Here is a 13,456-nt window from a genome sequence, read left to right on the forward strand (position 1 = left end):
CGCGGAAGCTCGCGAGTGGTCATCACCGAGGCGTTCGGCGGTTCCGAGCGGCGGCGTGACGAACCAGAGACTGACTATGCGCGCCAAGCAGGACGTCCCAGCGGCGCCCCCTGGCACCTGCAACGGGTGACCATCGTCATCGCTCATCGCCGATAGCGCTGGCTCCGCCAGTGGATGCCGTGCACGGGTCAAGGCCTGCCGCAGGGATGCCTGAACTTCGTTAAGGTGTCAACCGTGGGAAAGGGCATAAACAAGGACCGGATCGTCGCGGCAGCGCTCGACCTGCTCAACGACAAGGGCATGGACGCACTGACCGTCCGTGCGCTCGCCGCGAGGCTGGACGTGCAGGCGCCGGCGCTGTACTGGCACGTCCGCAACAAACAGGAACTGCTCGACGAGATGAGCACGTTCGTCATGCGCCGCGTCACGGATGCGCTGTCGGCCGTCTCACCAGACGCCGGCTGGCGGGCCAACCTCGCCGACTACGGCCAGGTCCTGCGCACGGAATACCTGGGCTACCGGGACGGAGCCCGCATCTTCAGCGGCACGCGCCTCTCCGATCCGGACGTGGTGAAAGCCAAGGAGACCTGGCTCGCGCGGTTCGTCGAGGCCGGCTTCACCCTTGCCGACGCCGACGACGCCCTGGACGTGGTCACCGCGTTCGTCGTCGGCTTCGTCATCGAGGAACAGGAGCGGGTGCGGTCGGAGGAGACCACCCCGGGTCGTTACTCGCTGGCCGAACGCGATGCCTGGCTGGGCGAGGGGGCCGATCTGGTCAAGGCCGCGGGTCGCCTGCGCGATGATCACCACACGCGGTTCACGCGGCACCTCGATGTCGTCCTCGACGGGCTCGCGGCCCGGCAGCAGCGCTGACCCACGTCCGGGGCGAGACGTTCGACGCCCCCGTCATCGACGTGATGACGCCGAACCTGGACGGGGCCCGGGTTCTCCGGGCCCCCAGGGCGGACGGCCGCCGCGTACCGGCGCAGGTCGTTCACCCTCCGCGCGGCGCAGGACGCTAGCGGACGTCGACGGCGAGGTTTCAGGGGATTCCGACGGGCGCAGGTCGGCTCCCGCACGCCGCCGTCGACCCCACGACGCGGTATTCCACGAGCTCCAGCGCACGACCCGGCGATTCGCGGACCGCGCGGTCGGCGTCCGCGACGAGCACGTGCAGGTCACCGAACCCGCTCCTCTCTCTCCATGCCGGCCCGGCGTCGCTCGGGTGTTCGGCGTCCTCGCCCCGAGCGTCCTTCACCACGCTTGACACCTTAACAAAGTTCAGGCACGGTTGTGCCAGACGAGTTGAACATAGTTAAGGAGTCTCTGGTGCGCGCAGCAGCAGTCAGCCACCCGGACGCCACACCCGTCTGCGCGGACTTCCCCGATCCACAGCAGCAGCCGGGGAACGAACAGCCGCGGCTGGTGGGCGCGGGTCTGCACCACGTCGTCCGCGCTGGTCACCGACGGGCACTGAGCGCCGGGGTTCCCGAGGTCATCGCCCGGTTCGGCGACGGGACCTTCGACGCGCCGCACGCCGTCATCCGCTCAGTCGCGTCGGCGAGGCACGGGCGCAGCAGGGGCGGACCCGCGCCGTCGTCCCGGACTGACCGGGACCGGATCGACGAGTGCGGAGGGCAGCATCGTGCAAGGCACGCATCGGTTGACGGCTGACGTCGAAGGCGGACCCCGGACCTCGGGGGAGCTCGATTCCCGCAACCTCGTCGTGATCGCGGTACTGCTGGTCTCCACGTTCGTCGTCTTCCTCAACGAGACGATCATGGGCGTGGCGCTGCCGGTGCTCATGACCGACCTGCGGATCGAGGCGAGCGCGGGGCAGTGGCTCACCGCGGGCTTCCTGCTCACGATGTCCGTGGTCATCCCGGTCACCGGGTTCCTGATCCGGAGGGTGCCCACGCGCTCCCTGTTCGCCACGGCCATGGTGCTGTTCAGCGCGGGCACGCTGGTCGCGGCGGTCGCACCGGGCTTCGGCGTGCTGCTCGCCGGCCGCGTCGTGCAGGCCGGTGGCACCGCGATCATGATGCCGCTGCTGACGACCACGGTGTTGACGCTCGTGCCGGCGGCTCGCCGGGGTGCCCTGATGGGCAACATCGCGATCGTCATCTCCGTCGCACCCGCGATCGGGCCGACGGTGGCGGGCGTCGTGCTGGACCTGTTCGGCTGGCGCCAGATGTTCTGGCTGGTGCTGCCGATCGCGCTCGCCGTGCTGGTGGTGGGGCTGCGGCGGATCACGAACGTCGGGGAGACCACCGCGGCGCCGATCGACGTGGTGTCCGTGGCGCTCTCCGCGCTCGGCTTCGGTGGCCTCGTCTACGGGTTGAGCAGCCTGGGCCACTCCGGTGGCACGTCGCAGGTCGTGGCGTGGGCCGCGTTCGCCGTCGGTGTCGGGAGCGTGGTCGCGTTCGTCGCCCGGCAACTGGTGCTGCAGCGGACCGACCGCGCCCTGCTGGATCTGCGCGCGTTCCGGTCGCGGACGTTCACGGTCGCGAGCGTGATGATGATGCTGACGATGGCCACGCTGCTGGGCACGTCCGTCCTGCTGCCGATCTACCTGCAGAGCGTGCTGGTGCTGGAGCCGCTCACCACGGGCCTGCTGCTCCTGCCGGGGGGTCTGCTCATGGGTGCGCTGGGGCCGGTGGCCGGGCGGCTGCACGACCGGTTCGGCGCGCGGGCGCTGCTCGTGCCCGGCACGGTCGCCACCAGCGCGGCGCTGTGGTCCACCACCCTCTTCACCGCCGGCACCTCGCTGCCGCAGGTGACCGGGTTCCACCTGCTGCTGTCGGCCGGACTGGCGTTCGTGTTCACGCCGCTGTTCGCCGCGGGCCTGGGGGCGGTGCCGCCGAAGTTGTACTCCTACGGCAGCGCGATCTTCAGCACCGCCCAGCAGCTGGCCGGGGCTGCCGGGGTGGCGCTGCTGGTCAACGTGCTGTCGGTCCGCTCGGCGGCGCTCACCGCCGAAGGCGTGCCGCTCGTGGAGCAGACGGCGGGCGGCGTGCACGCGGCGTTCCTGGTAGCGGCCACGCTGTCGTCGTTCACGATCGTCGGGGCGTTCCTGATCCGGGTCCCGGCGTCCGGCGGAACACCCACGGCGCACTGACCGCAGCGCCACTGACCGGATTCCGAACCGCATCGTGATCGCGATTCACCCAGGATCGAGGTCGTGGTGGGGTGCCTCTCCCACCATCCAGGAGTGTCCGTGCTCGCGGGAACGACCGTGACCCGTCCGCTGCGCGTCCTGATCGGCGCCGACACCTACCCACCCGGCATCAACGGCACCGCCCGGTTCACCGCACGACCGGCCGCGGGCGTCGCCGGGGCACAGCGGATGCCGCGCCCGGACGTCGTGCACGTGCGGTCGTGCACCCCCACGCCCGTGACGGGGCGTCGCCCGCGCGCGCGTCCGCCTCCCCGTCGCGGGCGTGGGGGTGGTGGCGCCGCAGACCGAGCGCCCCCCGGAACCGGAGAAGGAAACCCTCGAGGTGGTCGGGTGTTCCCGGCTGCCGCTACCTGGAGAGAACTCATGGTGCAAGGCATGTCGGTAGCGCGCCCGTCGGGTGTCGCGGAAGACAGGTGGAGCGGTCGGCTGGTCGGCTGGTTGATGATCCTCGTCGGGGCGAACCTGTTGTCCGACGTGGTCATCGTCGCCCCGCTGCTGGCGTTGTCGGACATGATGCGGCACTTCCAGACCGACCAGGCCGCGTGGCTCAACTCGAGCGCGATGCTGGCGGGCGCGATGTGGGCGCCGTTGCTCGGGCGCACCGCCGACATCCACGGCAAGCGCCGGATCCTCATCGTCACCATGCTCGTCACGCTTGCGGGATCGCTGGTCTGCCTGATCGCGCCGAACGTCGTCGTCTTCGTGCTCGGCCGGTTCCTTCAGGGCGCGGTCATGGGGACGGTGCTGCTCACGGTGGCGATCACCCGCCAGCTCTGCGACCCACGGGTCGGGATGACCGCCGTCGGGGTCGTGACCACGGGCGCGTCGATACTGGGGATTCCCTCGATGCTCCTGCTGAACCCGGCGATCGACGCGTTCGGCTACCGGAGCGTCTTCGTCGCCGCCATCGCTCTCGCGGTGGTCTGCGCGGTCGCCGTGCGGCTGTTCATCCCGGAACCGCCGATCCGCTCCGGCGGGTCGGTCGACGTCGCCGGGGCGCTGCTGCTCGGTTCCGGTCTGGTCGCGGTGCTCGGTAGCGTCAGCATGGCCCCTGGCCTGGGCTGGGCGAACCCGGGTCTGCTGGCCGCGCTGGCCTGCGGCGTCATCGCGCTGGCCGCCGGGGTGCGGCACGTGCTGAGGGTTCCCGAACCGATCGTCGACCTGCGTGGGCACAGCGGGTCGCTGGTGTCGACGCTGGGAGCGGTGGCGCTCACGGCGGGCTCGGTGCAGAGCATGTTGCAGCTGATGAGCCTCGTCGCGGAAGTGTCGCCCGAGCTCGGCCTTGGCTACGGCCTCGGCGGTGGCGACGTGGTGCTCGCGTTGTTCGTGCTGTCCGCGGTCGGGATCATGATCGGTGGTCCGGTGTCCGGTGTCCTCGCGTCCCGGATCGGTCCGGCGCGCACGCTGCTCGCCGGGATCGCGGTGGGCACGCTGGCCACGTTCGGGATGCTCGCGGGCATCTCGGCGCTCCCGGTCGGGCTCGTCTGCGCCACCCTGCTCGGCGTGGCCGCCGGCGCGGGAATCGCCTCCAGTTTCAACCTCGCGACCGTCATGACACCGCCCGAGCACCACGGTGCGATCGGCAGCCTGGTGGCGGTCGTGCTCTGCGTCGGGTCGGTCGTGCTCAACTTCGTCGGCGTGATGGTGCTCAACGCGACGGCCACCGACACGCTCGTCGCGGAGGTCGCCGCGAACTCCCTGGCCGGGGTGCGGCTGTACATCCTGATGGGTGGCGCGGCGCTCGTCGCGGCCGCGGTGCTCGCGACGGTGCTGGTGCGCAGGCGCGGGTGAGTCACGCGTCCGGTCGGGCGGCGATCCCGTCGAGGACCATGCCGAGGTGCCGTTCGAACCGCTGGTCGCCGTCGTCGTGGAGGTGCCCGGCCTCCTTGACCAGTGACGCGCCTCCGCCCAGCCAGGCGTCGCGCCGCGTGGTGGAGTAGCGCGTCGGATCGGTCTCGGCGGATTGGCGTCGTTCCTGTTCCTCGATGACGAAGCCGACGACGAAGGCGGTGACCAGGTCGACGGCGTCGTCGGCGTCGTCGGGCTTCCAGCCGGCCGCGGTCCAGCGCTCGAACAAAGGTTCTTTCATGCGGACCACGTCCGGGTCGGTGATCCGGGTGCCGCTGAAGATGCGGGCCCCGTCGCGGTGGAGCAGGTACTCCGAGCGCAGGCCGCGGGCGTAGGCGGTGAGGTCGTCGCGCCAGCCGGCGCCGGACGGGACCGCGGCGAAGGCTCCGGTCACGCGGCGCATGACCTCGGTGGCCATCTCGTCGAGCAGCTCCTGCTTGTTGCGCACGTGCCAGTAGAGGGCGGGGGCGCGGACGTCCAGCCGGGAGGCGAGCGCGCGGACGGTGAGGCCGTCCATGCCCTTGTCGTCGAGGAGTTCGAGCGCCGCCGTGACGATCCGCTCCCTGGTGATGCCCTTGGCCATGGTTGACACCTTAACGGTGTTCAGGAACACTGACCATATCGTTGAACTTAGTTAAGGAGAACCTGATGCGCGCTGCGGTCATCACCGCCCCCGATGTGTCACCCGCCTGCTCCGACTTCCCCGAGCCGTCGGTCCCGCCCGGTCACGAGCCACTGCACCTCGTCGGAGCCGGCCTGCACAACATCGTCCGCGGACTGGCCTCCGGCCAGCACTACGGCCGCGGCCGGATGACGTATCCGCTGGTGCCGGGCATCGACGCGGTCGCACGCACCGGTGACGGGCGCCTGGTCTACACCGGATACGCGCGTCCGCCCTTCGGGACGATGGCCGAGCGGCTGGTCGCTCCGTTCCAGGCGGAGGTTCCGGCGGGGGCGGATCCGCTCGCGATCGCCGCGGGCATGAACCCCGGCCTGTCGGGCTGGATGGTGCTCGCCGCGCGGCGCAAGGAGATGGGGACCTTGGGCACCGTGCTGGTGCTGGGCGCGACCGGGATGTCGGGCAGCCTGGCGGTGCAGGGCGCGCTGGCCCTCGGAGCGGAGCGGGTCATCGCCGCCGGGCGTGATCCGGAGGCGCTGGAGCGGCTGCGTGGTGCCGGGGCGACGACGGTGTCGCTGGCCCAGGACGGGCCCGACGGCCTGGAGGAGGCTCTGGCCGGTGCTGTTGCCGAGGCGCAGCCCGGTCTCGTGCTGGACTACCTCTGGGGGCCTGTCGCCGAGGCCGCATTCGCCGTGCTGGGGCGGAGCGGCGAGGACAGCGAAGCGGACACGGCCTACGCGCAGATCGGTTCGCTCGCGGGTCTGGAGGCGTCGCTGCCCGCGGACTTGCTGCGCAGTCGGCGGATCCGGATCACCGGGAGCGGCATCGGATCGGTGTCCCCGGAGGAGATGCTCGCCGAGGCGCCCGAGGTCATGGCCCGCTTCGCCGACGGGTCGCTGCGGGTGCCCTACACCGCGTTCCCGCTGAGCCGGGTCGGTGAGGCGTGGGCGCACACCGGGCGCGGCCGGGCCGTCGTCGTGCCGGACTGAGTTGTCCACCACCCGATCGTTGTCGCAGAGAGGAGGAGCCGTGCAGAAGAGGGCACTGGTGGTAGGGCTCGGGATCGCGGGGATGTCCGCGGCCATCGGGCTGCGCCGAGCCGGTTGGACACCGGTGATCGTCGAACGGGCGCCCGAGCGGCGTACCGGAGGCTATTTCATCTTCATGTTCCCGGAGGGTGTGCAGGCCGTGGCCGACCTGGGGATCGCCGACCACCTGCACACCCGCAACCCGGACTGGCGACCGGGCGGGAACTCGTGGTCGGTGGATCGCCAGGGCAAGCGGAAGCCGGTTCTGGGCTTGCTGGACGCGCCCAGCGGGCTGGCCGCGGTGCTGCGCGGCGACATCGAGGCCGCGTTGTGGCAGGGCATCATCGGCGACGGGTCCGAGGACGCGGTCGAGGTGCGGTTCGCGACCACTCCGGTCGAGATCACCGAAGGCGCCGGCGGGGTGCGGGTCCTGCTCGAGGACGCCGGCACCGGGAAGCAGTACCGCGAGGACTTCGACCTCGTGGTCGGCGCGGACGGGATGCGGTCGAGCGTGCGCCGGATGGTGTTCGGTCCGGACGAGGACTACCTGGCGAACTGGAAGGCGATGATCTGCGCGTTCCAGATGAAGGAGCAGGTGCCCACCTACGAGGCGAGCGACAGCATCATCGTCTCGCGCCCGAAGCGTGCGATGTGGGTGTTCGGACTGGCCGACCACGCGCCCTGCGCATGGCTGACCTACCGCACCAAGGACATCCCGGACCGGTTCGCCGGGCCGTCGATCGAACAGGTGCGCGCGGCCTTCTCCGGGATGGAGGACGACCCCGTGGTGCGCCACGTCCTGGACTCCCTGGAGCAGGCTCCTGAGCACGTGTTCGACTCGATCCACCAGGTGAGGATGCCCCGGTGGAGCAAGGGCCGGGTCGTGCTGGTGGGGGACGCGGCCTGGTGCATGAACACCTACTCGGCCATGGGCTCCTCGTCCTCGCTGCGCGGCGGCGCCGCACTGGGCGCGGCCCTGCGGGAGCACCCCGGCGACCTCGCCGCCGCCCTGGACGCCTGGGAGACCGGCCTGCGTCCCTACATCACCCGCCAGCGGCGCTCCGCACGGGTCAAGCAACAGCGGTTCGTCCCGTCCAGCCGCCCGGCCGAGGTGCTGGTTTCGAGCGTTCTCGATCTGATCCGCAGGGTCGTCCACCGCCGCCTGGCAGCGGAGCACACCGCGGCGAAGACCGCTGCCCCGTCCGAGGCGGCGCGGTGACGGCCATGCGGAAGAGGGCGTTGGTGGTCGGGCTCGGGATCGCGGGGATGTCCGCGGCGATCGGGCTGCGCCGGGCCGGTTGGACGCCGGTGATCGTCGAACGGGCGCCCGAGCGGCGTACCGGGGGCTACTTCGTCGGACTGTTCCCGGAGGGCAGGCGGGCCGCGGTCGACCTGGGCATCGCAGGCCACCTGCACACCCGCAACCCGGAACGGACGGCCGACCCGAATTCGTGGTCGGTGAATCGCCGGGGCAGGCGCAGGCCGGCCCTGGGATTCCTGGATCAGCCGGGGGAGCCGGCAGCGGTGCTGCGCGGCGACATCGAGGCCGCGCTGTGGCAGAGCATCACCGGCGTCGAGGTGCGGTTCGGGACCACTCCGGTCGGGATCACCGAAGGTCGTGCCGACGTGCAGGTCCTGCTCGAGGAGGCCGGCACCGGTGCGCAGTACCGCGAGAGCTTCGACCTCGTGGTCGGCGCGGACGGGATGCGGTCGAGCGTGCGCCGGATGGTGTTCGGTCCGGACGAGGACTACCTGACCAGGTGGAACGCGATGATCTGCGCGTTCCAGATGAAGGAGCAGGTGCCCTCCTACGAGGCGAGCGACAGCATCATCATCGCGCGCGCGAAGCGGGCGGTGTGGGTGTTCGGGCTCGCCGACCACGCGCCCACCGCGCTGCTGACGTACCGGACGGCAGACATCCAGGAGCAGTTCAGCGGGTCGCGGGTCCAGCGGCTGCGGTCGGTCTTCTCCGGAATGGACGATCCCGTGGTGCGGCACGTCCTGGACTCCCTGGAAGAGGCCCCTGACCACCTGTTCGACTCGGTGCACCAGGTGCGGATGCCGCGGTGGGGCAAGGGGCGGGTCGTGCTGGTGGGGGATGCCGCGTGGTGCATGAACCTCTACTCGGGCATGGGTGCCACGTCGTCGCTTCGCGGCGGCGCCGCGCTGAGCGCGGCCCTGCTGGAGCACCCCGGCGACCTGGCCGCCGCTCTGGACGCCTGGGAGGCCGGGCTGCGTCCGTTCATCACCAAGAACCAGCGCACCGCGCGGCTCAAGCAGCAGATGTTCGTCCCGTCCAGCCGTCGGGCCGAGGCGCTGCGGTCGGCCCTCCTCGGGCTGGCCCGCAGGGTCCGCGGCCGTCGGCAGGCGACGGAGGCGGGCGGTCAGCAAGCCCAGGTGCTGTCCGGCACGTCGCGGTGAGGACGATGTCCGCGTCGAGCACTCCAGGAGAGGCGATGCCACGGCTTCGCCTCTCCTGGAGTGGACCGATCACAGGTCGGGCACGAGCCGGTGAGTGGGAGACCACGACGCACGGGAGGATCCGGGCGCAGACCAGTGCCCGCACCGACCGGCCCGCGGTCTGCCGCAGGGCGCGCACCAGCCGCCGGTCGACCCGATCGACGTTCGGAATTGCGACTGTTTTTCGACCATACCTCTGGAGCGGGGAGCACGGTTCCGACCTGTCGTGGACGCTGACGACAGGAGTCGAACAGGTCCCGTGTCCACTCTCGACCGCGTGGGTGTCGAGCACGAGGAACCGCACGTGGTCGCGGGACCCGCAGCGACATCCCGACCGTCGTGGCGGTGCACTCCACCGCCCTCGATCGTCTCTGACGGCTTCGTCGTGCCTCAGGTGCGCGACTCCGGCCGGCCGAGCGCGGCGTAGGTGAGGTCGGTCAGGTAGTCGTTCAGGGCGAGCGCCGCGGCGACCGCGGCCGGTTCGTCGCCGTGGCTGATCGCTCGCAGCAGATCGCCGTGCAGCCGGGCCGCGGTTCGCAGATCCTCGGCGACGTCGGGCAGGTGAGCGAACCAGAAGCGTCGTGACAGCGACTGCAGGGGCGCCATCGCCAACTCCAGGTACTCGTTCTGCGTGGCTTCGACGATCAAGGAGTGCGAGCGTTTGAGCAACGTGGCGAACCGCCTGACGTCGCTGCCTTCGAACGCGTCCAGTTCGGCGACGAGCGCGAGCATCCGCTCCTTCTGCCGGGTGTGCGCGCGGTAGGTCGCGAACCGCGCCGCCATCTCTTCCAGGCCGCGGCGCAGTTCGAGGAGCCGGAAGTGCGCTTCGACGGAGACCGCCGCGACGAACACCCCGCGATGCGGGTGGATCTCGACCATGCGCTCCCGTGCGAGCCGTTGCAGCGCTTCTCGCACGGGAGTGCGGCCGAAGCCGGTGCGCGCCATCAACCCGGCCTCGGAGACGGCTTCACCCGGTGCGAGTTCCTGGAAGGTGATCATGTCCTCCAGCAGGGTGTAGGCCTGCTCGGCCTTGTTGACCTGTTCTGCCACTCCCCCATCATCGCTCATCCGGCAGCGGGGCTGGACAACGCCCTCCGTGCCCATGTACAACCAATATATGAGCGATATGTCAGGCGAGTTCCCGCACTGGCGGCTGGACGCCGCGGCATCGGGAGCGGCCGACCTCCCTGTGCTCGCCGAGGTCGACGTGGTGGTCGTGGGTGGTGGGGCCGCGGGAGTCGCCGCCGCGACCGTGTGCGCCGAAGGCGGGCTGTCCGTGGTGATCGTCGAGCGCTACGGCTTCTTCGGCGGCGCCGCGGTGGCCGGGATGTCGGGCACGATCTGCGGTCTCTACCTGGCCACGGAATCGGGCGGGCCGCGGCAGGTGGTGCACGGGTTCACCGAGCGCTTCCGCGAAGCGCTCGCCGCGCGCGGCGGCGTCACCGGCCCCCAGCGGTACGGGAAGACCTGGACGGTCGCGCACGATCCGCTGGTCTGGCGGGAGGTCGCCGACGACTTCCTCGAACGCGCGGGGGTCCGGATCCTCCTTCACACCGCGGTCACCGGGGTCCTCGTCGAGCACGGGCGGCACGCGGGCGTCGTGGTCGAGTCGAACGCCGGCCGATCGGTGATCCGCGCCGCGCGCACCATCGACGCGTCGGGGGACGCCGCGGTCGTCGCGCGTGCCGGGCACGCGACGCGGTTCGGGGACGGTGGCCGCGTCCAGAACCCGACCATGTTCTTCCGGCTCGGCAACGTCGACCTGCCGGCGTTCCGAGAGGCGTACGGGGAGGACACGATCTGCCCGCCGTGGGTCAGCTCCGCCATCGAGACCGCCCGTGCGGACGGGCTCGACCTCCCCCGGTCCCACGTGTGGCTGTTCCGGACGACCCGGCCCGGTGAGCTGCTCGTGAACGCGACCCGGCTGGTCGGGCGCGACGGGCGGGTGCTGAACGTGATCGACCCCGAGGACTTCACCGAGGCCGAGATCGACGGCCGCCGCCAGGTCCGGGACTACGCCCGTTTCCTGCGGCAGCGGGTGCCGGGCTGCGCCGGCTCCTTCGTCGTCGACACCGGTGTCGAAGCGGGCGTTCGCCAGACCCGCAGCATCGAAGCGGTCGAGGAGCTCACCAACGCCGACGTCCTCGCCTGCCGCAAGAGGGCCGACGGGGTCGTCCGGTCACCGTGGCCCATCGAACTGCACTCCGGCGATCGGCCGGAGCTGCGCTGGCTGATCGACGACTTCTACGAGGTCCCCTACCTCTCCCTGGTGCCGCGGACCGGGGAGAACATCATCGTGGCCGGGCGCTGCCTCGGGGCGGAGCACGAGGCCCTCGCGTCGGCCAGGGTCACCGCCCAGTGCTTCGAGTACGGCCACGCCGCCGCCACGGCGACCGTGCTGTCGCTGCGCGACGACCTGCCGTACCGGTCGGTGGCCGGCGCCGACGTCCGCGCGGCGATGCGCGCCGCCGGCAGCGGTCTCTGACCCGATCTCCGCGAAGGGACCACCTCCGTGACCGACTTGCCCGACTACGACCCCGTGCGTCCGGGCGCACTGCGCAGCGAGTTCACCCCCGGCAGCACCCGCTGGGCCGTCCGCCGCGCCCAGTGGACGGCGCTGGGCCTCGCCCCGGAAGACCAGGGACGACCCAAGATCGCGATCGTCAACACCTCCTCGAAACTCGGCATCTGCTTCTCCCACCTCGATGGGATCGCCGAAATCGTCGCCGAAGCGGTGTGGGAAGCGGGCGGGCTGCCGTTCGAGATCCGCACCACCGCGCCACTGGACTTCGTGACCAGTGCCGGCCGGAAGGCCCGCTACCTGATGCCCACCCGCGACCTCATCGTCAACGACGTCGAGGCCGCGGTGGAGGGTGCCGTCCTGGACGGCATGGTGTGCCTCTCGTCGTGCGACAAGACCACGCCCGCGCACCTGATGGCCTCGGCCCGGCTGGACCTGCCCTCGATCATCGTGCCCGGCGGCTTCCAGGGGGGTGGCCGCTACGGTGGCTGCTCGGTCGACATCGACACCGTCTACGAATCGGTCGGCGCCGTGCAAGCCGGCACCATGACGGTCGACGAACTCGGCGAGCTGGCCGACTCGGCGATCCAGGGCCCCGGTGTCTGCGCCGGGCTCGCGACCGCCAACACCATGCACGTCCTGGCCGAGGCGATGGGCATGACCCTGCCCGGAGCGGCGCCGATCCGCGCGGACTCCGACCGGATGCGCGCACTGGCGGCCGACGCCGGCCGCCGGATCGTCGACATGGTCGCCACGGGGCTGACCGCGCGGAAGATCATCACTGGAAAGGCCGTCGAGAACGGCGTCCGGGTGGCGATGGCGCTCGGCGGCTCGGTCAACTGCGTGCGCCACCTGGCGGCCGTGGCCGGCGAAGCGGACCTCGACCTCGACGTCGTGGCCCTGTTCGAGCGGCTCGGCGAGGACACGGCGCAGCTGGCCGCCATCCGCCCGAACGGAACCCACCAGGTGTGGGATCTCGAACGCGTCGGCGGGGTCAAGGCGGTGCTGCGGACCCTGCTGCCCAGGCTGCACGGTGACGCGCTGACGGTCAGCGGGCGAACCGTGGCCGAACTGTCCCGCGACGCCCCGGAAGCGGACGGAACCGTACTGCGCCGGCTCGACGACCCGGTGCGCCCGGAACCGGGACTGCTGATCCTGCGCGGCTCGCTGGCGCCCGACGGGTCGGTGGTCAAGGTCGCGGGCGCCGGCAACGCCCGGCGCCGGTTCACCGGCCCCGCCGAGGTGTTCGCGGGCGAGGACGACGCGATCGCCGCGCTGGGCACCGGGAACATCGCCGGGGGAAGCGTGATCGCGCTGCGCGGCATGGGACCGCGCGGCGGCCCCGGCACGGTCTTCGCGGCGAGCTTCGTCGCCGCCCTCAACGGCGCCGGCCTGGGCGGCAAGGTCGCGGTGGTGACCGACGGCGAGCTCTCCGGCCTGAACCACGGACTGGTCCTCGGCCAGGTCATGCCGGAAGCCGCCGACGGCGGCCCGCTCGCGGGCGTGCGATCCGGCGACACGATCACCATCGACCTGGACGACCGGACCGTCGACACCGTCCCGCTCCGGCACGGGGAACCGGTCACCTCCGGCCGCCCCGCCGAAGAACGGGGCTGGCTCGGGCAGTACGCCGCACTCGTCGGCCCGGTCCAGCAGGGAGCCGTCCTCCGCCGTCCCAAACCCGCCACACCTCCGTCCGGCCGCTGACGCGCCCTCCCCCGGACCGGAGCAGAACACCGTGTCCACGGCACCCGCCGGCACCGCGCCGGGACAGTCACGGAAGGCGTCGCTCGCCCTGGCGG

At 71.5% G+C, this 13,456-nt stretch carries 11 protein-coding genes; 8 read left to right on the top strand and 3 right to left on the bottom strand.

The features are described from left to right. Window positions 1–234 precede the first annotated feature (234 nt). The gene (locus VFZ92_RS14845) at window positions 235–873 is read left to right on the top strand and encodes a TetR/AcrR family transcriptional regulator C-terminal domain-containing protein (RefSeq protein WP_330876490.1); all 639 of its coding nucleotides are present in this window, start codon (window positions 235–237) and stop codon (window positions 871–873) included. Window positions 874–1,042: 169 nt separating this feature from the next. Here the strand turns inward: VFZ92_RS14845 and VFZ92_RS14850 are convergent, their stop codons facing one another. Further along, a complete protein-coding gene (locus tag VFZ92_RS14850; protein ID WP_330876491.1) occupies window positions 1,043–1,261 on the bottom strand; it encodes a hypothetical protein in 219 nt (72 codons plus the stop codon). A 465-nt stretch (window positions 1,262–1,726) separates the two neighbouring features. On the opposite strand from VFZ92_RS14850, the gene VFZ92_RS14855 reads away from it, so the two are divergent. Continuing rightward, a complete protein-coding gene (locus tag VFZ92_RS14855; protein ID WP_330876492.1) occupies window positions 1,727–3,118 on the top strand; it encodes a DHA2 family efflux MFS transporter permease subunit in 1,392 nt (463 codons plus the stop codon). A gap of 435 nt (window positions 3,119–3,553) precedes the next feature. Beyond that, window positions 3,554–4,969: an MFS transporter gene (locus tag VFZ92_RS14860; protein WP_330876493.1), complete on the top strand. Its 1,416-nt coding sequence runs from the start codon at window positions 3,554–3,556 to the stop codon at window positions 4,967–4,969. A gap of 1 nt (window position 4,970) precedes the next feature. Here VFZ92_RS14860 and VFZ92_RS14865 read toward each other — a convergent pair whose 3' ends face one another. Beyond that, complete coding sequence (locus VFZ92_RS14865; protein WP_330876494.1) at window positions 4,971–5,609, bottom strand: TetR/AcrR family transcriptional regulator C-terminal domain-containing protein; 639 nt, start codon at window positions 5,607–5,609, stop codon at window positions 4,971–4,973. A 65-nt stretch (window positions 5,610–5,674) separates the two neighbouring features. Here VFZ92_RS14865 and VFZ92_RS14870 point away from each other — a divergent pair, with 65 nt between their 5' ends. Genes VFZ92_RS14870 through VFZ92_RS14880 form a run of 3 tightly spaced genes read left to right on the top strand, consistent with a single transcriptional unit; the run spans window position 5,675 to window position 9,094 of the window. Further along, on the top strand, window positions 5,675–6,634 hold the full coding sequence (locus VFZ92_RS14870; protein ID WP_330876495.1) for a zinc-binding alcohol dehydrogenase family protein: 960 nt from the start codon (window positions 5,675–5,677) through the stop codon (window positions 6,632–6,634). Between the two features lie 40 nt (window positions 6,635–6,674). Then, window positions 6,675–7,892, top strand: coding sequence for an FAD-dependent monooxygenase (locus tag VFZ92_RS14875; RefSeq protein WP_330876496.1), 1,218 nt, complete (start codon window positions 6,675–6,677; stop codon window positions 7,890–7,892). 5 nt (window positions 7,893–7,897) lie between these two features. Continuing rightward, on the top strand, window positions 7,898–9,094 hold the full coding sequence (locus VFZ92_RS14880; RefSeq protein WP_330876497.1) for an FAD-dependent monooxygenase: 1,197 nt from the start codon (window positions 7,898–7,900) through the stop codon (window positions 9,092–9,094). 429 nt (window positions 9,095–9,523) lie between these two features. Here the strand turns inward: VFZ92_RS14880 and VFZ92_RS14885 are convergent, their stop codons facing one another. Further along, a complete protein-coding gene (locus VFZ92_RS14885; RefSeq protein WP_330876498.1) occupies window positions 9,524–10,183 on the bottom strand; it encodes a GntR family transcriptional regulator in 660 nt (219 codons plus the stop codon). A 67-nt stretch (window positions 10,184–10,250) separates the two neighbouring features. Here VFZ92_RS14885 and VFZ92_RS14890 point away from each other — a divergent pair, with 67 nt between their 5' ends. Beyond that, on the top strand, window positions 10,251–11,618 hold the full coding sequence (locus VFZ92_RS14890) for an FAD-dependent oxidoreductase (RefSeq protein WP_330876499.1): 1,368 nt from the start codon (window positions 10,251–10,253) through the stop codon (window positions 11,616–11,618). Window positions 11,619–11,645: 27 nt separating this feature from the next. Then, on the top strand, window positions 11,646–13,361 hold the full coding sequence (locus tag VFZ92_RS14895) for a dihydroxy-acid dehydratase (protein ID WP_330876500.1): 1,716 nt from the start codon (window positions 11,646–11,648) through the stop codon (window positions 13,359–13,361). The last annotated feature ends 95 nt before the right edge of the window (window positions 13,362–13,456 follow it).

This window comes from Umezawaea sp., from assembly GCF_036375055.1.
In the GTDB taxonomy this organism is placed as follows: Bacteria; Actinomycetota; Actinomycetes; order Mycobacteriales; family Pseudonocardiaceae; genus Umezawaea.

Bases quoted from the DNA above. Each gene is read 5' to 3' on its own strand.
- VFZ92_RS14880 (WP_330876497.1), top strand. From the start codon at position 7,898: ATGCGGAAGAGGGCGTTGGTGGTCGGGCTCGGGATCGCGGGGATGTCC.
- VFZ92_RS14860 (WP_330876493.1), top strand. From the start codon at position 3,554: ATGTCGGTAGCGCGCCCGTCGGGTGTCGCGGAAGACAGGTGGAGCGGT.
- VFZ92_RS14865 (WP_330876494.1), bottom strand. From the start codon at position 5,609: ATGGCCAAGGGCATCACCAGGGAGCGGATCGTCACGGCGGCGCTCGAA.
- VFZ92_RS14870 (WP_330876495.1), top strand. From the start codon at position 5,675: ATGCGCGCTGCGGTCATCACCGCCCCCGATGTGTCACCCGCCTGCTCC.
- VFZ92_RS14890 (WP_330876499.1), top strand. From the start codon at position 10,251: ATGAGCGATATGTCAGGCGAGTTCCCGCACTGGCGGCTGGACGCCGCG.